Source organism: Ktedonospora formicarum, from assembly GCF_016587355.1.
In the GTDB taxonomy this organism is placed as follows: domain Bacteria; phylum Chloroflexota; class Ktedonobacteria; order Ktedonobacterales; family Ktedonobacteraceae; genus Ktedonobacter; species Ktedonobacter formicarum.
Map to the genome: position 1 here is coordinate 295911 of NZ_BNJF01000001.1, position 25373 is coordinate 321283.

The 25373-nt window shown below is 50.7% G+C and carries 22 protein-coding genes; 5 read left to right on the forward strand and 17 right to left on the reverse strand.

Annotated features, from left to right (window positions below; genetic code table 11):
• Positions 1–152: 152 nt before the first annotated feature.
• Positions 153–1025 (reverse strand): Cof-type HAD-IIB family hydrolase, encoded by an 873-nt coding sequence (locus K3T82_RS01275; protein WP_220191694.1) that lies wholly within the window; start codon positions 1023–1025, stop codon positions 153–155.
• Between the two features lie 1197 nt (positions 1026–2222).
• The gene (locus K3T82_RS01280; protein ID WP_220191695.1) at positions 2223–3035 is read right to left on the reverse strand and encodes an alpha/beta fold hydrolase; all 813 of its coding nucleotides are present in this window, start codon (positions 3033–3035) and stop codon (positions 2223–2225) included.
• A gap of 157 nt (positions 3036–3192) precedes the next feature.
• Here K3T82_RS01280 and K3T82_RS01285 point away from each other — a divergent pair, with 157 nt between their 5' ends.
• From K3T82_RS01285 to K3T82_RS01295, 3 genes are all read left to right on the forward strand, one after another.
• Entirely contained in the window at positions 3193–3624 is a 432-nt protein-coding gene (locus tag K3T82_RS01285; protein ID WP_220191696.1) for a MarR family winged helix-turn-helix transcriptional regulator, read from the forward strand.
• Between the two features lie 82 nt (positions 3625–3706).
• Positions 3707–4882 carry a sigma-70 family RNA polymerase sigma factor gene (locus K3T82_RS01290; protein ID WP_220191697.1) on the forward strand — a complete coding sequence of 392 codons (1176 nt, stop codon included), beginning with the start codon at positions 3707–3709 and terminating at the stop codon, positions 4880–4882.
• 140 nt (positions 4883–5022) lie between these two features.
• Positions 5023–5865 (forward strand): class I SAM-dependent methyltransferase, encoded by an 843-nt coding sequence (locus K3T82_RS01295; RefSeq protein ID WP_220191698.1) that lies wholly within the window; start codon positions 5023–5025, stop codon positions 5863–5865.
• A gap of 432 nt (positions 5866–6297) precedes the next feature.
• Here K3T82_RS01295 and K3T82_RS01300 read toward each other — a convergent pair whose 3' ends face one another.
• Positions 6298–6882: an HdeD family acid-resistance protein gene (locus K3T82_RS01300; RefSeq protein WP_220191699.1), complete on the reverse strand. Its 585-nt coding sequence runs from the start codon at positions 6880–6882 to the stop codon at positions 6298–6300.
• A gap of 906 nt (positions 6883–7788) precedes the next feature.
• Here K3T82_RS01300 and K3T82_RS01305 point away from each other — a divergent pair.
• Entirely contained in the window at positions 7789–8256 is a 468-nt protein-coding gene (locus tag K3T82_RS01305) for a hypothetical protein (RefSeq protein WP_220191700.1), read from the forward strand.
• 410 nt (positions 8257–8666) lie between these two features.
• The gene (locus tag K3T82_RS50850; RefSeq protein ID WP_476630034.1) at positions 8667–9161 is read left to right on the forward strand and encodes a hypothetical protein; all 495 of its coding nucleotides are present in this window, start codon (positions 8667–8669) and stop codon (positions 9159–9161) included.
• 143 nt (positions 9162–9304) lie between these two features.
• Here the strand turns inward: K3T82_RS50850 and K3T82_RS01315 are convergent, their stop codons facing one another.
• From K3T82_RS01315 to K3T82_RS01380, 14 genes are all read right to left on the reverse strand, one after another.
• Positions 9305–9655, reverse strand: a complete 351-nt coding sequence (locus K3T82_RS01315) for a DUF2200 domain-containing protein (protein ID WP_220191702.1) — start codon at positions 9653–9655, stop codon at positions 9305–9307.
• A gap of 239 nt (positions 9656–9894) precedes the next feature.
• Complete coding sequence (locus K3T82_RS01320; protein ID WP_220191703.1) at positions 9895–10800, reverse strand: alpha/beta fold hydrolase; 906 nt, start codon at positions 10798–10800, stop codon at positions 9895–9897.
• Positions 10801–11161: 361 nt separating this feature from the next.
• Entirely contained in the window at positions 11162–11956 is a 795-nt protein-coding gene (locus K3T82_RS01325; RefSeq protein WP_236031218.1) for a GNAT family N-acetyltransferase, read from the reverse strand.
• Between the two features lie 362 nt (positions 11957–12318).
• The gene (locus tag K3T82_RS01330; RefSeq protein WP_220191705.1) at positions 12319–13143 is read right to left on the reverse strand and encodes a hypothetical protein; all 825 of its coding nucleotides are present in this window, start codon (positions 13141–13143) and stop codon (positions 12319–12321) included.
• A gap of 98 nt (positions 13144–13241) precedes the next feature.
• Positions 13242–13685: an ester cyclase gene (locus K3T82_RS01335; RefSeq protein WP_220191706.1), complete on the reverse strand. Its 444-nt coding sequence runs from the start codon at positions 13683–13685 to the stop codon at positions 13242–13244.
• Positions 13686–13957: 272 nt separating this feature from the next.
• Positions 13958–16876 (reverse strand): helix-turn-helix transcriptional regulator, encoded by a 2919-nt coding sequence (locus tag K3T82_RS01340; protein WP_220191707.1) that lies wholly within the window; start codon positions 16874–16876, stop codon positions 13958–13960.
• A 323-nt stretch (positions 16877–17199) separates the two neighbouring features.
• Positions 17200–17673, reverse strand: coding sequence for a sensor histidine kinase (locus K3T82_RS01345; protein ID WP_220191708.1), 474 nt, complete (start codon positions 17671–17673; stop codon positions 17200–17202).
• Positions 17674–17847: 174 nt separating this feature from the next.
• Positions 17848–19080 (reverse strand): GAF domain-containing protein, encoded by a 1233-nt coding sequence (locus K3T82_RS01350; RefSeq protein ID WP_220191709.1) that lies wholly within the window; start codon positions 19078–19080, stop codon positions 17848–17850.
• 206 nt (positions 19081–19286) lie between these two features.
• Positions 19287–21383 (reverse strand): xanthine dehydrogenase family protein molybdopterin-binding subunit, encoded by a 2097-nt coding sequence (locus K3T82_RS01355; RefSeq protein ID WP_220191710.1) that lies wholly within the window; start codon positions 21381–21383, stop codon positions 19287–19289.
• Entirely contained in the window at positions 21380–22378 is a 999-nt protein-coding gene (locus tag K3T82_RS01360) for an FAD binding domain-containing protein (protein WP_220191711.1), read from the reverse strand. The genes K3T82_RS01355 and K3T82_RS01360 overlap by 4 nt, the downstream gene beginning before the upstream one ends.
• On the reverse strand, positions 22375–22881 hold the full coding sequence (locus K3T82_RS01365; protein WP_220191712.1) for a 2Fe-2S iron-sulfur cluster-binding protein: 507 nt from the start codon (positions 22879–22881) through the stop codon (positions 22375–22377). The genes K3T82_RS01360 and K3T82_RS01365 overlap by 4 nt, the downstream gene beginning before the upstream one ends.
• A 388-nt stretch (positions 22882–23269) precedes the next feature.
• Positions 23270–23677: a nitroreductase family deazaflavin-dependent oxidoreductase gene (locus K3T82_RS01370; protein WP_220191713.1), complete on the reverse strand. Its 408-nt coding sequence runs from the start codon at positions 23675–23677 to the stop codon at positions 23270–23272.
• Positions 23678–23745: 68 nt separating this feature from the next.
• Positions 23746–24564 (reverse strand): SDR family NAD(P)-dependent oxidoreductase, encoded by an 819-nt coding sequence (locus K3T82_RS01375; RefSeq protein ID WP_220191714.1) that lies wholly within the window; start codon positions 24562–24564, stop codon positions 23746–23748.
• Positions 24565–24628: 64 nt separating this feature from the next.
• Complete coding sequence (locus K3T82_RS01380; RefSeq protein WP_220191715.1) at positions 24629–25345, reverse strand: antibiotic biosynthesis monooxygenase family protein; 717 nt, start codon at positions 25343–25345, stop codon at positions 24629–24631.
• Positions 25346–25373 lie beyond the last annotated feature (28 nt).

Consider the following 25373-nt stretch of genomic DNA (forward strand, 5'->3'; position numbering starts at 1 on the left):
TCGCACCATGCGGAGGATCGTTTGACAGCCTCGAATTGCTGTTCACCAATCCGCTGATTTTTCCCGATCGCGATACGAATACCGCCCTCAACATTTTACGGCTCGGAAGGAGCCAACAGAGAGCAATCTCAGTAGAAGCCCCTCACTTCCTTCTAGCGATGGGGCACTTCACAAATGCGATTTCGTGACGCACGTGGAATGAGTTCTTCAAGGATCGATGCACATCCGTCCTCATCATTGGAAAGGGGTATCGTCTGCGCGGCTTGCTGGACTAATGGGTGAGCATTAGCAAGCGCGAGACTGAGCCCAGCCCATTGAAGCATTGGGATATCGTTTGGCATATTACCAAAGGCAACAACTGAATGTGCGGGAATACCCCATTGATGACAAAGTTCCGCCAGCGCTCTTCCTTTCTGGACACGTGCCAGTGCGATTTCTAAAAATTGGGAACTAGAATAGGTGAGACTGTACAAATCTTTTTCAATAAAAGGCTCAAGTTGTTTATAAAGCTCTGGCGCCTTTATATTTGGATGATGGACCTGAATCTTGATTTGTGGCTGTTGCCAGAGTATATGGCGGTCGACAATCGATGGCAGGCAAGCATCTGGTGGTGCGCAAGAAGTATAAAAGGCAGTTTCACACGCAAGGAAGGTGCCTGTTTCCACAGCAAACGTGAGATGAGGTTGGATATGATGCAAGTGATGAATAAGTTCTTGAATGTGCTCAGGAGTAAGTTTGTATTCCTGCACAATGCGCTCTTCATCCAGATCATAGACGATAGCCCCATTTGAGCAGATAGCGATACCTCTAATATTTGCCGCTAAAGCGAACTGACGAAGAGTACGCGGTGGTCGGGCACTCATTAAGACAATAGGGACACCAACAGCTTGGAGATTCTGCAAGACGGTCCTGGTATAAGGAGAGAGTGTGAGATCCGAACGAAGTAATGTGCCATCTAAACCAGTTGCAACCAATTGTAATGATGAAAGTGATGAGAATGCAATGTGAGAGCGAGAGCTGCTCATTTTTCCTCCTTTGGAAGTGGTTTGCTTCCAGTTCGCCTGCCTTGCGTACATTCCAAATTATGGTTTTTCTGACAAGTCTTCCCAGCAGCGACTTGTAGCAAAAAAGGGCTATCAGGCAGGGCCATATCATCACCGCATTGACTCATATTATACTCAATATCTGGTGATTTCATGGGCAAATAGTAGCCAATTTATGCGCCTACTGACAGCCTATCACTTCATCAACCTATTACTTACCCTTGGTTTATCAGAATATGCAACGAGGTTTAACACTTTTTTATAACCATTCTGCAACTAGCACGCTTGATGGCAAAAGACGAGAGCAAGCGAGCAGATTGGGAAGAAACATCCCTCAATCGATTCTACGAAACTGACTCTTACGTTGTTCATACTGATGGGGCTGTCTACCGTTCAAAAAAATGTGCAAGGCCCATAACGAGAGCCATACTGAAGACTGGCAAACTATAGAGTAATATACGCTCTAGCCGAAGCAGATGGCATATGAGTTATTGCGTCCTGTCATATTTTTCGGAGATCCAGCAACGAGCAAAAAAGACAGGTGAGCCACGTCTTACTCTGGAGCACAAAGCTGATGCTTTTGATGAGCAGGGTATAATAGCCTGTTTGCATCCAGGCCCGGCAAACAGCCACAGGAAACGGCGCGGTATCTGGTCAAGATGAACTGGTGAAGGAGGCCAGGGCATGGTTCACCAGTTCTCAAAAACTCTTCTACGGACCTCTTTAGAAACAGTTTCTGGAACTTGTTAAGAGTTGCTTACACAAGCAAGATGTGATCATATATTGGCAGAATCTTAGTGCTTGTCCTGAGCCCGCAGCTCTTTCAGCAAACTCAGATGATCCAACGAATACAACTCTATCTTGCTCAATTTCAATCCTATCCTGGGCAGCATGCAAGCAACATACGGCGAAAGACCATATCGAGAGGATGGATGATGTGCCCTGCCTCAATCATTGAACAAGTGAATGACCTTGCAGCGAGAAAACAGATCACACAACGAATACAAATCATCTGAGTATTGTCTCATCGCCTGACCATAAAGATCAAAATTGCCTCTCGGAGAAGGTCGTATCGACCGTTCTCTCTGCAACTGCATAGCTCTTCTGAATCATTAAAAGCCTTCAGCATTCCCATTCTTTCCACACATGGGAATGCTGAAGCGATTACCAACAGCGTATTTACAAAGATTTTGGCGTAACGATGATGTCGTCCGCAAATGCTGAGACATCTATAAGCAGACGCTCAGGTTGCTCGATCTGTGGGAGATGACCAGCCTCTCTTATGAGTTGAAAGCGAGCGTTGGGAAACGACTGAGCATAGGCACGACCATAGTCTAGATCGGCAACACGATCACTCTCGCCCCAGATGACTAGTACTGGAATGCTCACACGCCCTAAGCGTCCCATTAACTTCGGATCACTCATTCCCAGTCCCTGATCGTATGCTTTGAGTGCCTGAAAGTTGGCAGCAGTAGCCGCAGCCTGTTCAGAACTGATGGTCGTTGCATTGGCGCGGAAAACGGAGGGATTGTGGAAGCTGAGTGCGGATAGTTCATTAGGAGTCAAAGAAAACACATCCACGACAGGATGACCCTCGACCTGAATGCCAACGGCATCAATAAGAACAATACCGCTCAGGCGTGCCGTATCTCGCACTGCCATTTCAGAAGCGATCCACCCCCCCATCGAGGAACCAATGATGAGAACATCATGCAGGTCGAGCTGTTGGAGTAATTCGAGATAGGTGCGGGCGAGATCGTCAATGCTATCGAACCACTCAGGTCGTGGCTGACCAGCAAAACCCGGATGTGTTGGAGTAAGCACATATGCGCGCTCAGAGAGTGGGGTTATGAGACTAACCACTGTCTGTGGTCCACCACCACCATGCAAAATAAGTATGGGGCGACCACTGCCCTGCTCGTCGATGTGTACTGTCAAATCATTGGTAAAAAGTTCTGTCCGACCCTTAAAGGAAGAAGGATGGGTATCCATAGAAATATCCTTTCTATTTAGGCAGCCCCTGACTTGCTCTTGCAGAGCAATCTCCATTTAATATAAACTTGCTTATATAAACATGTTAACACAGTATCCTTATATAAGCAAGTTTATATAAGGATACTTATAAAATTAGTTAAAGGGAAGAACTGATATGGGAGTCGAACTCGAAAATCTTGGTCAATCTATCAAACGTTTGCAACACCGTCATCACCGCACTGCCGATGCTCGGCTGGCACCACTGGGTGTGACACTTGTACAGTGGGATGCATTGAGAGCGATTAGCCAACATCCGGATGTATCCGCACATAAGCTTGCGCAGATCACATTCCAGACTGATCAGTCGTTTGGTGCCCTGGCTTCCCGAATGGAGGCGCGAGGATTGATTGAACGAGTCACAGGCAGTGGTCGCGCGCTTCGCCATCGCCTCACGCCTCTTGGAGAGGATTTGCTGGGCAAAGGTCGTGTCGTGTTCAACGAGATGCTCTCCGAATCCTTCTCGCCGCTTCTACCTGAGGAACGTGATATCCTGTACAACTTGTTGGCACGTTTGTTGCATAGGTCTGATGAATTAGCAGGAGAATAGAGCCTCATTTCTGGTTGTAACGCCTCCCTGTATACTACTGTGAAACTCCTGAGCGTCTCAGAAAGGAACGATCGTAAGCACTATGCAGTTCTCCAATCACTCACGCCGGCAGGATCGCTTGAACTGGCTAGCGGAGATGTACCGAACGTATGCCGCCGATCTCCAACGCTTTATCTCCAACAAGATCGGCGACCCCGCTGTGGCTGAGGATCTCACGAGCACAGTTTTTCTCAAGGCGCTACGCTGGCTCAGAGATGATCAGAGTCTCCAAAGTGTGCGTGGTTGGCTCTATGCGACGACCATCATCGATCACTGGCAGGCGCAGAATCAGTCTGAGATGCGATCATTGAGCGGTCTGGAGGAGCAGTTGCGAGCCCGCAATGACGTCGAAGAGGCATCTCAACAGGCCGAGATGCGTGTGCAGTACCTTCTTCGTCTCTTGCCTGAACGAGATCGCCGCGTTTTGACCTTGCACTACCTTGAGGGATATAGCACAGCTGAGATCGCCGAGGCGTTAGGAACAAGCACGGGACATATCCGTGTGCTGCATCTGCGAGCACTGAGGCGCGCGGCACAACTTGAGAGTATGGAAAGGAATAGATGCAGAATGCAAGAACAAGAATCACCCTTTGATTCCTTCACTAGATTCATGACACCAGAGAGCAGCCGTGTGCTTGATCTGGCCCGTAAAGAGATGCTTGCTCTTTCGCACTGGTGGATCGGCACGGAACACCTGCTGTGGGGCCTGGCAAGCGAAGGCAGCCTTGCTTCGTTTCTGACACCACACGGGATTACACCTGAACGCATTCATGCTGGTATCGTGTTTATCTTCGATCGCCAGGCGCAACAGGGCCAACCGAGCAGCAGTTCTCTATCGGGTACGAACATCTCATCCGATGCATTCATGCTGCTCACTCCTCGCGCCAAACAGGTGATCATGCTGGCAGCAGAAGAGATGAAGAGCCTGGGAGAGCAGAGTATACGCCCGATGCATTTACTGCTTGGTTTGCTAAATGAAGGGGAGGGAATTGGTGCAGGCTTGCTTCGTACGCTCGGCATCAGCCTCTTGCAGGTACGCACGGCACTGGTTCCTCCCGCTACCCACCAGATCTGCTCCTTCTGCGGACAAAGTGCTGAAGAGATCGCCCGCCTCTTCCCAGCGAAGGTTAGCATTGCGGAAAGAAGTTCAGCCGAGTCAGGCATCTTCATTTGTGATCGCTGTGTGAAGCGTTTCTCCACCATGCTTGGAACTGTGTAACCCACCTCCTCGCGTAATGATCAACTTGCGCCTGGCACCTGATCGAGCCTTTCGCTTAGATGAACGCGCGCCACAAATGTCTCAATGAATGGGAGAACGACGTACATAAGAGCAACGGGAGAAGAGAAGGAGAAAAACAGATGGCACAAGAACAGCACGAGTCCATGCTCCAGTGGCAGTCACCAGACGTGGCGACACACTGTCAGCAAGAAAACGAACGGCGACAGCAAAGTATGGAAGAAGTGACCCAACACATGCTCTTTTCTGCAAAACTCAAGCCAGGAGATCGAGTTCTGGACATTGCGGCTGGGATGGGGGACCAGAGCATACTCGCAGCGCGTCTGGTGGAGCCAACTGGATGCGTGCTAGCAACCGACATCTCTGCTGACATGCTTCAGGTGGCAGCGAGTCGCGCACAGCAAGAGAATCTCACTATGATCCGAACACGCGTGATGGATGCAGAACAGCTTGAACTGGATGATGAAACGTTCGATGCAGCCATCTGCCGCAATGGGTTGATGTTAGTCAAGAGGCTTGGCCAGGCCCTAAGCGAAATCCGTCGCGTGTTGAAACCCGGCGGGGCTCTTGCAGCCCTGGTCTGGTCGGAACCCCAACGCAATCCTTTGCATGCACTGCCACTTGCCCTGATCAGCAAGTATACCGGAGCAGAAAATACCTGCTCTAATGCTTCCAACGCCCCTGGTCCCTTTTCCCTTTCGGATAAGCGGCGCTTCGCACAGGAACTTGCCAATGCCGGATTTCGTGAGGTCGCGGTTCAAGCAATCCCGGTCCAGCTCCACTTCGCTTCAGTCGGAGCATTCCTGGCAAGCAGAAGGATGCTAATGGCAGGGTTAATCGAGCGGCTGAGTGCATCTGACCAACAGCAATTAATGCAGGAGATACACCAGGTGTTAAACCAGTTTGAGGGGTCACAGGGTCTTGTCACCTCTGGTGAAACATTGCTTGGCGTAGGAATCAGATAAGATCTGATGTGTTGGGAATGGACCATTCCTCGATCCGGGGTCAGGCTCCAACCACAAAACCGAGAAGAGCGAAGACTGGGAGAAAGCAATATCCGATGAAGTGAGTTCCCGAAGCGCATCTATCCATGCAGGCATGATGTTGAATAGAGATGCGAGAACTTTGTAGCTGACGCGGCTCTTTTGCGCGAGAGACCTTCACTTGTCAAATGATCCAATTTTCGCTCAGCATCATGCCCATATGGACACCAGGGATTTCAATCATTCACCCAACGAGGTGTCGTACCTAACCAGATTACCTTGCATGTTTTCGCAATATGCAATATGATTATCAAAGGCATCTTGGCATAATGTAAGCATATTTCTCTCGAAACGAGAAAATGGAACTCCTATTGCTGTTTGAATCTGTTCTAGAGCATTATCTTCAAATGTGTCCTAAACGGGCTGCGCCCCAGGTGGCTGGAGAGGTGTCTGTCGCGGGCGCGAAGCAAAAGCTCGAAGAGCTGCAAGACCACCACCAATGATACCAATCATACCCAGTACAATCGGCAGAAGAAAAACGCCAATAACCGGATTCAATAGCAAAATGATTGCAAAGAGGACATTCATGATGCCCAGGATCGCGAGACTAAAACTGCCCCCTCTGAACGCATGAATGTTCTGTGTCATTCCCATAACAAAGGCGTCTATTGCCAGAAAAATCACCAGCAATTTTGGCACGAAGATTGCGCTCCATAAAGGGTTCCGTAAAACGCTCAAACCTGCAATAACACCTAAAATCCCAGTGACAAGCTTCCATCCCCACAGCCTCCTATCAATGCAGAGGTTCGCAAAAGCAAGAACACCAGTTACTAGCCAATAGGCTCCTAAGAATTGTACGAGCACAAGAAGCGTCGTTCCTGGCGAAATGAGAAGCAACACTCCCACAACCACTGCCGCAATGCCTGCAATCACGACAAGCCACCAAGCGCTAGTATTTGATGCTGCTGTTTCCATTATGGATGGAAAGCGTGGACGCATGTTCACCTCCTCATTGGACATTTCTTCCTCCAGTATAAGGTTGCGAAAAAAGCCCTAGAATAGAGCACGCGAATCTTTGAAGTACGACGAGCAAAATTTCAACTTGAGACGGTTTATACCCAGAGATGTCACCATTCTTCACTTGGTTATCCCAGTTCAGTCAAGCGAAAAGATTGGAGCAGGAGGAATCCTTCGAACGAGAGGCACGAATAGGACGCACTCATACATTGCAGTTGAACAAAATGACGCAGGCTTTTGCCGGAGCGTCCTGCGAGACCAGATAACGGCGAAGGGCCAGCGTAAGAACACCTGTCGATGGTTGCCCACTCAGACTTGAGAAGACACATGTTGCATAGCTCAACCAGTTGCATACCTCTTTTGACTCCCCATGTTCTCTCCGAACATGGCACATGCATTCAAAAATTGCAAGAAAGAAATGGAAGCCATCTCGCTGAATGGTTGGATTATTGTGCGATAGGGTGGTGTGCTAGAGTCCCACATGCCAGTGAGCAAGTGCTCCTTCGGGTTTGTCCTGCTCGCACCAGAGATAGGCGAGCAACACGTGTGCAAGTCGAAAGACAGCTTGCTGGGAGGTTGCATCATGGAGAAGGGGTTTGAGTCTGTCTGTGCTTGCTCTTATCTGGCTGTCTCAATTTTCCAGTTTCCACTCGTGGAGTGTCAAGCGTCGTTTGCAAGGTGTGCCCGCCTGCGGCTGGAGAAGGGAGATATTTTCATTGTTTGCTCTGTATCTGCCAGAGCAAAAAGCGATTGGCATCTCGACAACATAAACCTCATTTATGAGCTTTTGCCTATTTCTATATTAAAAACCGGGTAACGGTATTGTAGTAGCTTTAGTAGAGATTTTTTGATGCTGAAACGTAGAGAAGAAACGGAGTGACATTTTCCATGAGAAAGATTGCCTGCTTTATCGTCGCGAGTGTAGTCCCGGCGTTACTCTTTTGGGCAGGTGTAGCTACTCCTGTGTCTGCCTCAACATCACACTCAAACTCAAGCGTAGGACACGCGGTAGCGATGCCTAGAGGCCCAGGAATGTATGGTGGATATAGTCGTAGCCTATATAGCGGAAGCAGGTTCTATCGTGGTGGTGGTTTCTTTCGCGGTGGCGGCTTCTTTCGTGGGATGAGGTTCTACCGTGGTGGCAGTTTCTATCGCGGTGGCGGTTTCTACCAGGGTGGCAGCGTCTATCAGGGTGGCAGCGTCTCTAGCGGTGGTGCCTATCAGAGTGGCGGAGTCTCTAGCGGTGGTGGCGCGAGCAGTTTCTACCAAGGTGGCAGGTTCTATCGTGGTGGCGGTTTCTTTCGCGGCAGCGGCTTCCTTCGCGGCCGTAGCGGATTCCGTGTCATGACACGGTAGCTTCGGCTATAATGTTAGGCTTGACTCTAGCAATACTGGTACGGCCGACACCGATGGTCCTCTCCAAGATGCGTCTGAGGACCTAGTGGGTTAAACTCACAACTATTGTTACCACCGCCATATAATGGCTCCCCTCCTTGGCAATTATATGTGTGATCGCTAAGGGATTCCCGGAAACACCTTGTTCATTCCGCTTGAGGCTTGATGGGGTTGTTCCATTCACTGCGAGAAGGCTCTCTGAACAATTTTAGGACGGCAACCAAATCATCATCGGTCATTTTGAGGCTGATGGGGTAGATCTGAGAGCCTTTGCTCGCCGTCACTATCAAACCTTCGTTTGTGGTCGTATGCAAGATGACCTCATTGACATCCTCCCCATGCCTAGAAGGTCAAGGGATTCCAACAATCCCTTGTTGGGGTTCCTGTACGCATTGAGGTCTGCCTGGGTTGGTTTTCACCGCACCAGGTCTGCCAGCCTCCCCGCAGGCCAAGACGGCTCACCCAGCCGCCACAAAGTTCTTGCCCACATTGAGAACGCGGTCATGGTGAATGCCACACTCCGGGCAGTCCCATTCGCGGATGTCAAACGCCAAGGAATCGAGCACATACCCACACGCGAAACAGCGTTTCCTCAATGGATACCACATGTCAATCTTGACCGGGTTCCTGCCATACCAGATGGCTTTGTAGGAGAGTTGAGACACGAACTCGAACCAGCCTACATCGCTGAGCGCTTTGCTCAACGTGTCATTCTAGAGCAGATTCTTGACCTGCAAACTCTTAGCACAGATCGCGCGGATTTCGCGGATCAGGTATGCGGAAAGCTTGTGCAGGCGCATCACGGCGTATACCCGCGATACGAGCATGTAGAGCACCTTCAGATGCGCCTTCTAAGGAAGGGATGAAAACGTACCGCAAGGCAATGCATCAGCCGCCTACTTCACAATATTGTGACTGTATGGCTCACGGTATCTGCCTGTGGAGAGGCTGTCAGACCTGGCTGGAGTTCGTCTCGTTTGGGCAAGACCCAGCAAAGCAGGGAAAGGCGTCAATTTCGTAAAATCTTCTCCATTGCTTTTCCTTTTGCAAGCTCATCGATTAACTTGTCCAAGTAGCGAATCTCCTGCATAGTTGGTTCTTGTATGTCTTCCACTCGGATACCGCAAACCACACCCTTAATCAAAGCCCGCGAAGGATTCAGTTCGGGAGCCTCCGCAAAGAAGGTCTCAAAGTCTGTTTGTTTTGCTAATTGGGCTTCTAACTCTTCCTGGCTATATCCTGTCAACCAACGAATGATTTCATCGACGTCTGTTTTCGTACGTCCTTTTTTCTCCGCTTTTGTAACGTACATGGGATAGACACTTGCAAAGCTTACTGTATAGATCCGATGTCCTGCCATGATACCTTCCTTACTTTAAAGATTTTCCTTATTCTAGCGCAGAAATAGAGAGTGATATTTAAGCTAGCCCAACATAATTGGTTCTTTCTCTAACAGTCTATCAGAATATCGCTCTGTTTTCGAGGGTGGATCTCATCAGAAGAGCGCTGGTTCTATCCCTACCTTCACGCTGGATTCGCCTTCCTTGCCAATGTATTGTGCACATTGGATGACATTTTTCATTCTCACTCGCGAGGTCGCTAGCCGTTTACTTTATGCTGCTCAATGAAGTTTTGCAACGCGGGAAAGAAGATCTCAGGACACTCTAGCCAGCCAAAGTGCCCACAATCCGGAATCATCTGAAAATCGATGGTCGCATTGGAAAAAGCTGCCCGTGTCTCATCTGCCCACACTCTTCCAAATGGATCATCCTCTCCATAGAAGATGTGTAGTGGAAGTTTCAAGGCTGCCACTTGCGCGCTCAGATCGAAGTCGCCCAGGGCTTTCCAGGTTTGCTCTCCTACTTCTGGAGTATGATCAATTGTCTCAGTAAACCTGGGAAGATCGAACGAAGGATTGGTCCTGGACACATAGACGGGAAGGATCTGCTTTAGACGCTCTAAATGATCTGTAGACAACTCTGTGGGCACGATGCCTTGCTGCTGGAGATCTTTGAGACGTGCCTCAAAATGTTCAAACCCTGCATGCAGTCCAGCCACTGTTGGAGGAACACTATCGATCAGCAGCAAAGAGCGAACATGCTCTGGATACTGAATAGCATAATACATTGCAACCATTCCTCCCCACGAATGACCGAGGATATGAACCTTCTTCCCCTGGGCGACCACAGAGCGGACGGATTCCAGATCCTGTGCATAGGTTGTTGGTGCAAAATGCGCTACCTGTGCTTCTGCTCCCTGAAGTTCCAGGATAGGAGAGCGGCCAGTTCCCCTCTGGTCGTAGTTCACAACGGTGAGTTGAGGACTTGCCAATTGCTCTAAGCCAAGCATATAACGATGGGATAAACCAGGACCACCGTGAATCATAATGAGCACGTCGTCTGCATCCAGTGCACCTGCGGTCCGTATAAAGATCCTTGCTGACTCGGCAGAGTGCTCAATTTCACGAATGCTTAGATGGTTGCCTTTCATTGAATCCGTAAACATTACTATATATGCCTTTCTTTTTTGATATACCTTATGGGTACATACAGTGAAAGTGTGGATTCTCAGTACTCGATTCGCAAACCAATCATAAAACCTTTCAATGGTTCGAAATAAAACGGTCTGTAGTTATCTGAGAATCTACAAAAAGATTGCTTGTCGACCCGTGTCAACTCGATAGTTCAGTACCTGCTCCTGGCGCTTTGTCGTCTGGCGGAAGAGAAGAACTGCCAGGGCCTCGTTCCCCCCTTGTGATCACATTGAATGCCGATCACTTTCTCCAGGTCAGTTACCCGTCAAACGACAAAATTTCAGTTCCTCTTTGCAGATACAGAGGCTTTGCACTGGTCAGATTGCCCTTTGATTATCGTTGCCAGAAGTGAATACGGCATATTTCTTCAAAACCAAGGCGTCGATAGACTCTTTCGCCCTTTTCTGTCGCTTGCAAAATGGCAACACGATATCCCATATTGCGTGCATCGAGCAAAGGCAGGTGGGATATGGCTCGACCAATACCCCGACCTCGTGCGCTGGGAACCGTTGCGACACAGTAGAGACCGGCGACTCCGCTGGCAAGATACAAAATTGATGTCGCCACAGGTTGACCATTGAGCCGAGCAAGGTAATAGCGTACGCTTGGATGAGCGATAAATCCACGTTTCAGAACCACATCCAAGATATAATCGCGACCGGCATCAGACCACGGCATGCCAGCAGCAATGGTCTGTACCCCAAGTTGTAAGGCTTCTGTTGTGTCTATCCGCTCAAGAGTCACTCCTGCAGGCATAGCAATGTGCTCATCGAGGTCCTGGAGATCCCTAGCCATACCGGATGTATCAAAGATTGACCATCCACGAGCTTTGACACGACTTTCTATTGGTGGGTGCTGGAGAGAGGGCCCAACAGGCCAGGAGGTAGGCACGTTATGCGCTTCTATCTTTGAGAGCATATCATCAATCTTTTCTGCAGGCGTATCTGGTGTCAGGCGAGCCTGTACCCCCATATTTAAACGCAGAAATGGTCCGCCTGTGATAAACCATGAAGCACCTGCTTCATGATAGAATGTGGCTCCCAGCGCGCGCCCCCAAAGCGACACAAATTCTTCTGTGTTTGTTTCCATGGCTTCGATAAGGGCTGGATGGGAGAGGCGATCAATCATGTTTTGCAATATGTTGCACTTCCTATGGGAAATAAATGTACTCTAGAGGTTACGAGAACCCTTCTTGGGGAAGAGTGGTCAATAATCTGCGGCGTGTTTGTATGAAGGGAAAGCATACAAAAAGAGAAAATTGTCTTCTTTCCAACAATACATGTGTCGAAAATGAAGAGCAGACCTGCGATATGGTCTGTTCCTCTGCTTGTTGGGAAAAGATTGAGGGGCAGTTCCGTTGCCCCAAAAACGGAGTTGCACTTTGCATCGTCACGCCTCATGCATGGGAGTCGCGCCGCAAACTACTCCTCATACTCACTGGAAATCTATTCTATAGCCTTGCTCGGCTCATGCCTACACGCTGAGCCATGTTATTCCTTTGACGGTTCTGACAAACGGTAAAAGTTGAGGTTTTCATACTCTTTGAAGCCAAGGGCGCGATAGACCGGTGCTCCCATCGCAGTGGCTTGCAACGTGGCAATATGATAGCCCATGGCACGCGTATCAAGTAGGCACTGCGTAATAACAGAAGTGGCTACTTTCCGCCGTCGCGCGTGTGGAAGGGTAGAGGTACAATAGATGCCCGAAACACCTCCACCAAGAAACAGTAAGGTCGTACTCACAGGCTCGCCATTGAGTCGACCAAGGTAGTAGTGCACTCCGGGAGTCGCCACAAAGCCGTGTTGCTGGACGACCTCAGCGCTACGCTGATACACGGACATTGGGATACCTCCATAGCCAGTCACAAAGGTCTGTACCCATTCCTGAAGACCGTTAGCTGTGGTCACCCGTTCCACAGTGACCCCCTCTGGAAAAGGAGAGTGATCAGCCAGTGTGTGTACATCCAGGGCCCAGACCGTCGTTTTTCCTCCCTGCCATCCATGCTGCTTGATGCGCTCAAGAAAGCTCTCTGAACTGGAGGCATCCACAATCCAGAATGTCTCATGTTTCTGAGTTGCCCGGATCCGTTCAAGGACAGAGTCCATTTTCTCTGGTGAAGTCTCATCTGTAAAATGCGTTCTCGTTACCCAGTTACCGACCCAATGGGGCACATTGCTGGTGAACCAACTAGCCTCAGCTTCATGATAAAATTTGGCTCCCAGGGCATGCCCCCAGAGAGTGACGAGTTCTTGTATGTTGAATTCAACCGCATCAGTCAATGCAGGTTCTGAAATGGTTCTCAAGTTTTTTGGCACGTATGATGTCCTCTCTTACTTATGATATGTTTTCGTTACAACGTTCTTGAACATGCATGGAGTGCTACGCCTGTACGGCAAAAACGGCAGTGTTTCCTTTACGCGGACATTATTCTCACCACTGGCAGCAAGCCTAGCTGTTGCATGATGCTAAGAGTATCGATGTGATACCAGTCTTCGGCAATTTTGCCTCCCACAACGCGAAAGATCACCACGCCTGAAACAGTGATTGGTTTTCCGGTTGTGGGTATCGATGTGAGCATGCCGAAAGGGCTTGCATACGTTCCTTGCACAATGAGTCTGCACATGACTTTATCGTGTTCTGCAATCAGGTCTTCAGTTGTCACATGGACATCAGGAAAAGCGTTGCGGCTTTCAGCGACCCAACGTTTGAAGTCCTCACGAGTACGCACAGCAGGCAGATTCGAGTCATGATGAAGGTACCCAGAACTGTAGGCTCCATCAACATACGAGAGGTCGCCTCGATTCCAGATTGCCTTCACGGCACGACAAACGAGCACCTTATTCTCTTCGACTGACATCCCATGGACTCCTTCTAGCATGCTCACCAAGTTTGCGCTCTGCTCCCTAGCACGAGATTATTGCACCATCCTGAGAGGGAGAACGGAGCTTTTGCTGGTTGAACGTTTGGTACTCCTTGCACCCACCTCAAGGTAGGAGCAGAGCCTGAAAGAAGTCTATAACGCTCCAGTCATACTGACATCGCAAAAAACTACTACTCTCGCTCGAAAGAGAAAACAGGAGGCAGAACAGAAAGTAGTAAGAAACTACCAGCCAGGCAGGTACACTCTCGTTATTCAATCAGCTTATGACGAATGGCGAATGCTGTAGCGCCAGCACGGTTACTGACCCCCATTTTGTTGAAGATGTTGACAATATGGTTGATGACGGTTCTCTCGCTAATGACCAGCATTTCGCCGATCTGACGGTTACTTTTCCCGGTAGCGACTAGGCGTAGTACTTCACCTTCGCGCTTGCTGAGATTAAAGGGCGAACGGCGCAGCTGGTTATGCAGGCGTTGCGCCTGGATCTGATCTCCAAGTTGCGTGAACAGCTCCATGGCTTCTTTCAACTGACTACGCCCGGCTTCACTGTTTTTGGATCCATCCCTGGCGAAAGCAAGATTACCACAGGCTTCGAGCGTCCAGGCCAGTTCAACATTGAACGCAAAGCGACGGGCCACCGCTTCAGCGGCTTTCAGATGATCTTGTGCGACCGTGAAATCTTTCAGGAGAATTGCCAGGCTTCCCAGCAAACGGTCGATTAAGATGGCATGGTACTGGCCGTGATACGGCAAAAGAAGCGTATAGAGGCGTTCAGCCCATTCCCTATCACCAAGAGAGACAACGATCGTGGCCATATGGGTGTGCGCATGGACCACCGCCATCGACCCAGATGGCAGAGGAAGAAGCAGCGTTTCTAGCTCCTCAAGCACTGCCTGGGCCTCCTTTCGTTTCCCTTGTAATGCCTGGACGATTCCCAGCCAGCCAAGCCACCAGACCAGTGATTGAGGTTCCAGCACACGAAAGCGAGCAATGGACGCTTGTATCAGTTCAAAAGCTGTATCAAGCTTTCCCTGAAAAGCAGAGATAACGCCACGTGTCCACTGAAACATCGCCAATGGCTCTGGAAGCCCCTGCTGCTCTGTCAGCATCTGCCCCTGCAAGAGATATTCTTCAGTCAATGGCCAATCACCGCGCTGGGCGTGAAACGTCGCCAGATGTGAGTATATATGTCTCAACTGGAATGGATCGTGACAGAGCTGCGCATAATGAAGCCAGCGGAAGAGGAAGTCCTCCCACCCATCAAGCTGACCAGCCCAGCATCGTGCCAGAAAGAGGCATTCGCAGCACTCCGCTGCCTCCATCACATCCATCGCCTCGTCAGCGATGGCAAGTGCCTCTTCCAGCAAACGAATACCCTCCTCCATCTTGCCTGCCCGCATAAGTGCGTTCCCAAATGCCCGATTGGCAGACGCCTTCAAACGCATATCACCGAACGGGCGCGCAAGATCAAGCGCCCGTTCCAGGTGACGTTGTGCCGCAAGGTAGTTATGCTGACTGACAAGCAACAGTGAACCCAATTCCACCATTGCCTTCACCGTATCCACTGTAGGGGTACTGGAGAGGAGAGAGACAGCCTGTTCAAAGGTCGCCCGCGCGAGATTGATCTCTTCCAGGCACCAATAGGCTCGTCCCAGAGCAAGACCTACCTTTCCCATCGCAACCCTGTCACCCGAATTTTTCCACCAGACCTGAGCAGCCTGAAATGCTTCAACAGCTTCCTGAACAGCTCCCACCTGCAATGAAGCCTCGCCCAGGCGCAGAAGACTTTCTGCTCTCCGAGGATCGTGAGCAGAAAGATGCTGAAGTGCTGTCCGATAATGACCTATCGCAACCTCAGACGCATAGGTACGCATTGCCTCTTCCGCAGCAAGCAAGGAATAGATAGCGCTTTGCTCTTGATCACCACTGCGGGCAAAGTGGAAAGCCAGTTCCGCCAGCTGGTGAGTCGCGGGTTGATCAGAGCGAAGCCGGAGAGCAAGTCTGCGCGCGATCAATGTATGCAGGCGAGTTCGTTGAAAGAAGGGTAATCCATCATAGAGGCCCGCGCGAATGAGATCGTGGCTAAAGGTAAAGATGCCTGGACGACTACTCCGAATCAGCTGTGCCTCAAGTGCTTTCTGCAGATATTCTTCCACGACTTCCACATCCTGACCAGCGACGCCAGCAAGGAAATCTACCGCGAAGGCGCGACCAATAACCGAGGCAACCTGGAGTAAAGAACCTATCTGGGTCTCTAACCTGTCAACCCGACTTTGTACCGCTCCCACGATGCTAGAAGGAAGGCGCCTCGTGCGAATGTCCTCTGGCTGGCTTCCCTCGCCATCCTTTGCAAGAAAACCCGTCTCTCTCCAATCTCTCAAAAGTTCCTCTGCAAAGAAAGGATTTCCCTCGCTCTGGAGCACAAGCAGGTGAAGTAAGAGCGGGCCTACTGAAAAGCCCAAGAGATTGAACGCAAGCAGACCTATATCGGCCTCGGAGAGAGGTTTAAGAGTAATAGGAGTAAGCCGTCGGAGGCGATGAAGCTCGGTCAGTGAACGCCCAAAGGCTGGATGATGCGTCATCTCGCTATTGCGATAAGCTCCCAAGATCAACAAGCGCGCACTTGGCTGAGTACGGACGACATAACAGAGCAAGTCCAGCGTAGAGGTATCAGCCCATTGCAGATCATCGAGTACCAATACCAGACCAGATGTCCTGGCAATCGCTGCAAGAAACAGGCCTACTGCCTCATAGAGACGCAAACGGGCTTGCTCAGGGGGCAAGCTATAGCTGTCTGGAAGCTCTCGCAGACGGAATGAGAGTTCAGGAAGAATCGTTGCCAGCACAGGAGCCATGGCTCCTGTCTGCTCTTGTAGCTCCTCAACTGAAGCGGAGCGAATATACTGACCAAGCGCTTCCAGCAAAGGGAGATAAGGTGGCATGCCTTCAGCTTCTGACGCGTAACCAGATAATACAACAGCGCCCGCCTGTTCAGCATGCTGAGCAGCTTCCCATAGAAAGTGTGTCTTGCCGATACCAGGCTCACCATCCACAAGCGTTACCAGTAATTGACCTGCCATACTTGTCACAAACTGCTGCTGAAAGAGGCGTAATTCATTCTGTCTTCCTGCCAACACTGGCTCAAACAGAAGCCGTTCCCCCACCATGGTCTTGCTCCTTTCCATCTACTTGCTCATTATTATTGAAATAAGTGTCTCTTTGCACACAGAGACTCACACCTCTTGTGAAGCGGTGCCAGCGTATCTCCTTGCTGTTTCTTTTTCTTCTTTGAGGGAACATACATAATAGCACAAAAGCTCTTCAGATTGATCTATATAGATGAATGTCACATTTTTTCTCCCAGGTGGTATACCCTCCAATAAATGATGTACTGTCATTCCCAAATTAAATGGTGCTGCATATGAAGATTTAGCGGGACGATTATTGTGAGGAAATACAGATACAGTTCGGTCATTCTCTTCTATTAGTTTCACGCGCATGGTGCAAGCGACAGGGTAAACCAGAAGGTTGCCCCGTTATTTGGGGTACTCTGCACTCCGACGTGGCCACCATGCTGTTCAATGAAAGCTCGACATAGATAGAGATGGAAGCCTAAACTCAAGTCCAGTTCCTGCTGGACCGCGCTTCCTTTGGAGCGATACGAGCGTTCCCAGAGGTGCTTTTGCTCTTCGAGAGGGATGCCTGGTCCTTCATTATGAACCGAAACCCGCGTGATCCCCTCCTCAATCGTCACCTGCACAGCTACAGGTGCTTTCATGGGTGAAGAGGCGAGGGCATTCGTGAGGTAGGCCGTGAAAACCTGGGTGATGCGCTCCGTATCGACGAGAACAGGCATGGTTTGTGCTACTGGCTTCACCTCCACAAGAATCGGGTGCTCAGGTGCCAGGCGCTGCTGCTCAGTCACAACCGTTTTGAGTAGGGCAAGCAAATCACACCGCTGCACATGTAACTCCAACTGATTGGTTTGGATGTGCGCATCATCAACGATGTCATTAATGATGCGCTGCTGAAGCCAGGCAGCGGCACTGGCTGAAACTAGAGGTTGTTGTGCCTGCTCAAGGTACTCGCTGATGTGGTCATTCTTCTGCGCCGCGATATGGCGATTCAGAGCCGTTAGTCAACGTTGGGCCAATTGCAAATTGCCCAGGATTCCCGTCAGAGGAGTACGCAGTTCGTGATTGGCCAGGATCAAGAAATCATTGCTGAGGCGATGTACTTCTTGCAGCATACTCTCTTTCATGCGGTCCTCAGTCTTCTCGTGCAAACCACGGAGACACTCCATGACGAGCACTGCCTGGGTTGCGGCAGCTTTCACTAGTTCGATCTCTTCGGGAGTGTATCCACTCTTCCGACCAGTCTTAAAGACGCAGAGTAAGCCAGCCAGTCGCTGCTTGAGAATGAGAGGGAGGAACAGAACCTTTTCCGAACGCATGTCGCCGAGACTCGCCGGGAAAGCGACGCTATCACCAGGGAGGATAATTTCCTGGTGTGCGTGAAAACGAGCAACCGGTTCAGCGTCAAAAGCCTCTGAGAGCATGCAGAGTGAGTCTTTTGCTCGTTCGCATCGCTCTTGTTCAGCGGTGAAACCACTGTCGGCAACATAATGCAGGTATTCTGCTTGCCCTTCCACAGCCTTCAGCATTACCTGATGGCAATTCAAGACATGGCGGATAACATCTGCCAGTTGCTGAGCAATGAAGACCTGTGGAGGCGAGAAGAGTGGGGAAACATAGCGCGACATGACCGGATCTTGCTCAGGAAGATGGGCAATGGCCTCGGTCAGATTGAGCACTGCCTCATGAACGCGTTGGAGATTGAGGGCTTGCTGATCTCGTTGCGAGAGTTTATGGAAGAGAAAAATCATCCCTCTGACTTGCTTCTGAGAATCAAGTATTGGTGAACAGGACTGCTTCACTGCGATCTTCCGCCCCGAAGGAACCCGGAGCAAAAACATGGCTTCTGATGGATGGAATATAGCCCTTTCTTCGCTGCCGGGCTTTTCAAGCCAGCATTCCAGGGCAACTGGTCGCTGCTGTTCGCATTGGAACACATAGCGCTCAACAAATGTGTGGTAATCTCTTCCTCGACACTGGTCTTCAGAAGAGACTTCAAAGAGCTTCAGAGCTGCAGCATTAAACCTGAGAATCTTTCCATTCTGATCGCAGGCAATGACTCCGTCTTGAAGGCACGCGAAAATGGTTTCCATTTGCTGGAGCTGCGCGGTCTTGTTGTTTTCAGCAAACGGTCTCATTGTTGCTTTCAACAGCGTCGATCGGCGAACATGCTTTTTGGCAGGCGTCCTATCCAGCCGCTGTTTCCTCTGCAAGGTACGCTGCTGGCTTTTACCCACTGTTTTCTCTTTTACAGTAAACTACTAGCAGGCCTTCTCGATAGGACTTATCGACGAGGGAGATAAAAGGCCGCGCGATCATGCATCATCTGCTTGAGCGGCCTTCTCCCTTTTGTTGGAGGAGGTGACCTCACGTCTTGTACCCCCTTCGTTGGTGTTCCGCTCGCATCTCCCTTGTCTCTCACGTCCTACGAGAACAGGAGTTGTCACGACAAGAACTTATCCAGTGTGATAGGCAGGTCGCGCACACGAATACCTGTCGCGTGAAAGGCGGCGTTGGCGATTGCGGCAGCTGTACCAACGATCCCAATTTCGCCGATGCCTTTTGTACCCAGCGGGTTCACATGCAGATCATCCTCTTCGAGCCATACTACGTCAATTGTGCCGACATCAGCGTTGGTCGAGATATGATATCCCCCGAAATCGTGGTTCACGTAATTCCCATAGCGTGTATCCAAAACGCTCGCTTCATGGAGCGCCATTGAAAGGCCCCACGTCATTCCTCCCATGAATTGGGAATGGGCCGTCTTCGGATTGACGATTTTCCCGGCGGCAAAGACTCCCAGGAGCCGTGGCACGCGGATTTCTCCGGTATCTACATTGATATGCACCTCGGCGAATTGTGCGCCAAAGGAATGTATGGCGAACTGCTGTAACTCGGGATTGGTGTCAAATGTGCCTCTTGCTGAGAGCCCCTCCGCTGGTATGACTCCTCCACATTCTTCTTGCAGCTTTGTGTGGAGCGCATTCGCCGCGTTAAAGATGGCCCATCCCCACGAGCTGGTACCCGACGAACCTCCAGCATAGCCCGCTGCTGGCTGGTCGCTATTGCCGATCTCGAGCTGAACCTGCTCTAACGGCGCATCGAGTACATCTGCCGCAATCTGGGTAAGCGCCGTGCGTGCTCCGGTTCCGATGTCTGTGGCATCGATATGAACCTGATACATTCCCCTATGGTCAACCTGCACAGACGCGGACGCAGGGTAGTAGTAAGCAGGATACGTTGAGGATGCGACGCCCGTTCCAATGAGCCAGCGCCCTTCTTGCCGCATCCGGGGAGTCGGATCACGCTGTTGCCAGCCGAAGCGCCGCGCCCCTTCCTGCAGGCAGGCGACAAGTCCACGACTACTAAAAGGATATCCTGTTTCGGGGTCAATCGTGGGTTCATTGCGAATGCGCAACTCAATCGGATCCATCCCGCAGGCAATGGCCAGCTCATCCATTGCAGACTCAAGAGCAAACATACCCGGGCACTCGCCTGGACCGCGCATATATGTTGGCACAGGCATATCCAGTCGCGCTACTCGGTGCGTGGTACGGCGGTTAGGAGCCGCGTACATACGCCGTGTCACCACCGCGACCTGTTCGGCGAATTCATAGGAGGTCGAGGTTTGTTCAATCACATCATGAGCAATCGCCGTCAAATGACCATGGTTATCGGCGCCAAGGCGGATGCGCTGGATGGTTGGAGTACGATAGCCAGTTTGCGAAAACATCTGTTGCCGTGTAAGCGCAAGCTTCACTGGTCGTTTCGTTACCTGCGCCGCCATAACGGTGAGGATGATAGGTGGGTGGGCAAACAATTTGGACCCGAAGCCACCGCCAACATACTGCGTGACGATATGAATACGCTCGGGAAGCAAACTGAATGCCGTTGCAATGGTGTCCCGGATGGCATGCGAACCCTGGTTCGAATCGTAGATGGTGAGGCCAGCGTTGTCCCAAAGCGCGATGGTCGCGTGCGTTTCGAGTGGATTATTATGCTCGGTTGGGGTGGTATAGGTCTGATCAAGCGAGACAGCCGCCGAGGCCAGCGCGCTCTCGACATCACCAACAAATCTGTCGGGTACATCATGCCCTTCATTGACTGACGGGGGTTTGTAGAGAGTCTTGTCGTCAGCGCGCAGTTCAACGTGATGCGGCAACTCTTCGTAGTGCACGACCACTAGTTCAGCTGCTTGCCGCGCGATCTCAGATGTCTCGGCGATAACAGCCGCGACAAACTGACCATTGTAAGCCACGGCATCCGTCTGGAGGACCTCCAATTCGGTGTTAGCAAGGTGCGCAAGTCGTGGTGCGTTCTCGTGCGATAGCACAGTTATGACGCCAGGAAGTGCTTGTGCCGCGCTCACGTCGATCGCTGAGATCCGTCCCCTGGCGATGGTGCTCTGGACCGGGAAGAGATAGACCACGCCCTCGACCGGATACTCGTAGGCATATTTCGCCGCCCCCGTGGCCTTTTGAATGCCATCAATTCGATTAATTGGCGCACCAATGGAACGCGTCATGAGTTGCATCTTCATGGCTGGTTTCTCTCCTCTACAAGATCAAGCAGCATACGCGTCATGGTATTGCGGGTAAGAGGGATTTTAAAGGCGTTCCCAGGCAATGGTTGTGCACCAGCCAGCTCGGTATCAGCTGCCTGGCGGAAGAGTTCTTCGCTTGCTGGCTTGCCACGGAGCGCCGCTTCGGCCTTCTTTGCCCGCCAGGGTATGGGTGCGATGCCGCCAAAGGCAATACGTACATCGCGTACAATGCCATCGGCGAAATCGAGCGCTACCGCAACCGACACAAGTGCGAAGGCGTAGGAGGCCCGATCGCGTACCTTGCGATAGCGCGAGTGTGTCGCCGCATACGACAACGGCGGAAGATCAATGGCAGTAATCAACTCTCCATGTGTGATTACTGTATCGCGTTGCGGTTCGTTGCCTGGCAGGCAATAAAAATCCATGAGTGGAATAGTACGTTCCCCACGTGGTCCCTGCACACGCACAAGCGTGTCAAGGGCGACCAGAGCGACGGCCATGTCCGAGGGATGTGTGGCAATACAGTCCTGCGAGGTGCCAAGGATGGCGAGGTCTCGATGATACCCATCGCGCGCAGCACAGCCACTGCCAGGCTCACGCTTATTACATGGCTTCGAGATATCCTGAAAGTAGCTACAGCGTGTGCGTTGTAGCAAGTTGCCGCCCGTCGTGGCAAGGTTGCGCAGTTGCCCGGAAGCGCCTGCAAGAATCGCCTGCGAAACCAGTGGATAGCGTGCGCGGATCGTGCGATCCGCCGCAAGGTCGCTGTTACGCACCATCGCGCCAACGCGTACGCTCCCATCAGCCAGCACTTCGATATGATCATAAGGCAGGCGACTGATATCAACAAGCAGATCAGGGTGCCGCACCCCCAGTTTCATATGATCTATGAGGTTGGTTCCTCCAGCGAGATAGGCCCCGTTTGGCGCCTGGGCAAGGAGTGCGATGGCACTGGAAGCATCACTGGCACGCTCATAGCGGAAAGGATTCATGATAGTACCTCTTTAATCGCTGGAACGATATTGGCATAGGCGGCGCACCGACAGAGGTTGCCACTCATGCGCTCACGAATTTCCTGATCATCGAGCGTGATGTGTTCAGCGTTCATATCAGAGCTTACGACACTCGGCCAGCCAGCCTCGGCCTCGCGTAACATACCAACCGCCGAGCAAATTTGCCCAGGAGTGCAATAGCCACACTGGAGAGCATCATGCTCAACGAACACGCGCTGGAGCGGATGGAGATTCTCGCCATCGGCCAGCCCTTCGATAGTGACGATCTGAGTATCCTGAAAGGCAACGGCGAGGCTGAGGCAGCACGTGACGCGTCGTCCGTCGACAAGGATCGTACACGCGCCACACTGCCCATGGTCGCAGCCCTTCTTGGGGCCAGTAATCCCAAGGTGCTCGCGCAGTGCGTCCAGGAGCGTCGTACGGGTATCAACGGTTAGCCGATGCATCGTTCCATTGACCTGTAAGGTAATCTCAAGATCCATTATTTCTCTCCTGTGAAACGGAGTTCGCAGTTTGCGCAAAAAAGTATGACAATGCGTAGTGGCTAACTCTGGTTGCGTCAAACCAAATCAGCATATATTATTATAAATTGAATAAAAAACACAACAAAAAAAGCTTCTCAGGTATTGATGTGTCAAAGAGAACACATCAATACTCTCGAGGCAGAGGCCATTTACCATCTGCGGCAAGTTAGCTCACGCTTCTTCGATCATTTCGACCACAGCTAAAGACCTCTCCAAACTTCTGACATTGATGTCAGAAGTTTGGAGAGGTCTGATGGCTATTACCTACAAAGCGCCAATAGAGGTTATGCCCACTTTGTTTCCAATCCCTCCATCAGGCTCTCAATGCATACCACATTTAGCCGTCTCACCGTTCAAGGGCAATTACAGGAATGATGCGTGTGGTTGCTTTTTGATACTCTTCATAGAAGGGAAAGACTTCTACCGCTTTGGCAAATGCCTCTTCTCGTTCATTATCAGCCAGTACTCTGGCAACGGCTTCAAATGTCTCAGTCCCCACTTCAACTGTCACCTGGGGATGGGCAAGGAGATTGTAAAACCAGGATGGATGAGTTGAGCTTCCAGCTTTAGAGGCAACTGCCAGAAGCCGATCTCCGTCAGCTACATACATCAACGGAGTCGTATGCCGTTGCCCCGTTTTCGCTCCTGTGGTTGTCATGAGGATGAAGGGTCCATATCCTCCCAGTCTCACCGTACCTCCATGTGCGCGGAATTCCTTAATAATCATTTCATTTTGTTGCTGCCATGTATTCATCTTTTATATCTCCTTAGTATTTGCCACTTACGCGTGTTATCACTGCTCATTCGTCATTTGCGCAGTTGTCAGGGCATGTAAGAGCCCCCGCCAGCAGCAAGGTAGTTGCCTGTAAGATACTGAGCTCCATCGGTTGCCAGCAGAAGAATCGCTCCGGCGATATCCTCGGGTTGTGCGATGCGACGCAATGGTAAGGCATTCTCAAGCATTTCCTTTTGTCCTTGAAGCACTGGTGCTGAAGCTTCTGTCTCAACTGCACCAGGTGACACAACATTCACCTGGATACCATATGGGCCCAGTTCAGTTGCCAGCACGCGCATAAATGCCTCGACACTTGCCTTGCCAGCAGCAAGGGCGCCAGTTCCTGGATATGCTAAGCGCGCCACCAGGCTACTGATGGCAATCACATTACCTCGTTTACGTTCAGCCATGAATGGAACCACGCTACGCGCTGGGAGATAGACGCCAGCCAGAGCGCCTACCACAACGTTGTGGTAGAGATCCCACTTCGATTCGAGAAAGGGAATAAAGGGTGATGAGTTCTCTTCCTTCGAGGTTGCAACTGACTTACTCTTGCTGCCAGTTGCCATAGCATTGAGAACAAGGATATCAATCGGCCCAAGGTCCCGTTCAACCTGCTCTACCATAGCTTCTACCTGTTCAGCGTCATTCACATTGGCCCGGAACGCAATTGCATGCCCACCTTCAGCACAAATAGACTCAACTATTTTTCCTGCTTGTGCGGCACTGGTATGATAATTGATGCCAACTATTGCCCCATGTTTGGCGAATAGTTTCGCGGTTGCGGCTCCAATACCACGGCTTGCGCCTGTAATCAGCGCGACCTTCCCCTGCAATAGTTGCGTACGGTAGTCGTGCTCTCTCATACTGTTTTTCTCTCTTTTTCTTTGTTCTTCTTACATTTTCTTGCTCGTAGAAGAGGCTATTCTGCTAGATGATATGATTAGGGTATTCGTCAACAACATGGTAATAGGCGCCATAGCTGGGAAATGAAATCGGCTTTACGTGGTGAACTGAGCGAATGGCAGCTTCATAATCTGCCAGGGATGTCCATTCTGCGACATTGACGAAACGAAAACTTGCTCTGAAATCATGTCCCTGAGGAGAGCGCAATCCTCGTTGGAACCCTTCAGCCTGGGCATCTATTTCATAAAGCCCTGGACCAAGAGAACCTTCTACTTTGCCCATGCCATCTACAATTTCTTGCCATTGTTTATGAAGGACTTCTTCCTGACCTTCTGGCACCTCAAAAGGAACGATGAGCGTAAATGTTTTTTCTTTCGATCTGCTCGATGCAGCAGTGAGACCGTCGCCCTCAGTGTGATAGAATGCTGGATACGCAGGGAAAGATATCTGCCGCTCTATTTGCGAGATGTAGGTAGCCGCTTCACCATACGGCAAAGATAACCACTGAACTATAGCGATATAACCAAATCTGGCCCTCGAACCCGGCCGGTCCCTGAGCCAGTGAAAGCCTAAATTTTTCACCAGATAGTTCTCCACTTCGGCGTCCACCTCATAGAGCCTCGCAGAGTAAAAATGCTCCTCATGTTTCCAAACGCCCAACATTGTGTGCCACTGCTCGCACAGCGTGTTTTTTTGATCTTCTAGTACTTCAAAAGGAACGATAAGGGTGGATATTTTCATAGTGGAATTCCTTTCCCAGACCAGGGAT

Coding starts and splice junctions, on each gene's coding strand:
- K3T82_RS01275 (WP_220191694.1), bottom strand. CDS start 1,025: ATGAGCAGCTCTCGCTCTCACATTGCATTCTCATCACTTTCATCATTA.
- K3T82_RS01280 (WP_220191695.1), bottom strand. CDS start 3,035: ATGGATACCCATCCTTCTTCCTTTAAGGGTCGGACAGAACTTTTTACC.
- K3T82_RS01285 (WP_220191696.1), top strand. CDS start 3,193: ATGGGAGTCGAACTCGAAAATCTTGGTCAATCTATCAAACGTTTGCAA.
- K3T82_RS01290 (WP_220191697.1), top strand. CDS start 3,707: ATGCAGTTCTCCAATCACTCACGCCGGCAGGATCGCTTGAACTGGCTA.
- K3T82_RS01295 (WP_220191698.1), top strand. CDS start 5,023: ATGGCACAAGAACAGCACGAGTCCATGCTCCAGTGGCAGTCACCAGAC.
- K3T82_RS01300 (WP_220191699.1), bottom strand. CDS start 6,882: ATGCGTCCACGCTTTCCATCCATAATGGAAACAGCAGCATCAAATACT.
- K3T82_RS01305 (WP_220191700.1), top strand. CDS start 7,789: ATGAGAAAGATTGCCTGCTTTATCGTCGCGAGTGTAGTCCCGGCGTTA.
- K3T82_RS01315 (WP_220191702.1), bottom strand. CDS start 9,655: ATGGCAGGACATCGGATCTATACAGTAAGCTTTGCAAGTGTCTATCCC.
- K3T82_RS01320 (WP_220191703.1), bottom strand. CDS start 10,800: ATGTTTACGGATTCAATGAAAGGCAACCATCTAAGCATTCGTGAAATT.
- K3T82_RS01325 (WP_236031218.1), bottom strand. CDS start 11,956: ATGATTGATCGCCTCTCCCATCCAGCCCTTATCGAAGCCATGGAAACA.
- K3T82_RS01335 (WP_220191706.1), bottom strand. CDS start 13,685: ATGTCAGTCGAAGAGAATAAGGTGCTCGTTTGTCGTGCCGTGAAGGCA.
- K3T82_RS01340 (WP_220191707.1), bottom strand. CDS start 16,876: ATGGTGGGGGAACGGCTTCTGTTTGAGCCAGTGTTGGCAGGAAGACAG.
- K3T82_RS01355 (WP_220191710.1), bottom strand. CDS start 21,383: ATGAAGATGCAACTCATGACGCGTTCCATTGGTGCGCCAATTAATCGA.
- K3T82_RS01360 (WP_220191711.1), bottom strand. CDS start 22,378: ATGAATCCTTTCCGCTATGAGCGTGCCAGTGATGCTTCCAGTGCCATC.
- K3T82_RS01365 (WP_220191712.1), bottom strand. CDS start 22,881: ATGGATCTTGAGATTACCTTACAGGTCAATGGAACGATGCATCGGCTA.
- K3T82_RS01370 (WP_220191713.1), bottom strand. CDS start 23,677: ATGAATACATGGCAGCAACAAAATGAAATGATTATTAAGGAATTCCGC.
- K3T82_RS01375 (WP_220191714.1), bottom strand. CDS start 24,564: ATGAGAGAGCACGACTACCGTACGCAACTATTGCAGGGGAAGGTCGCG.
- K3T82_RS01380 (WP_220191715.1), bottom strand. CDS start 25,345: ATGAAAATATCCACCCTTATCGTTCCTTTTGAAGTACTAGAAGATCAA.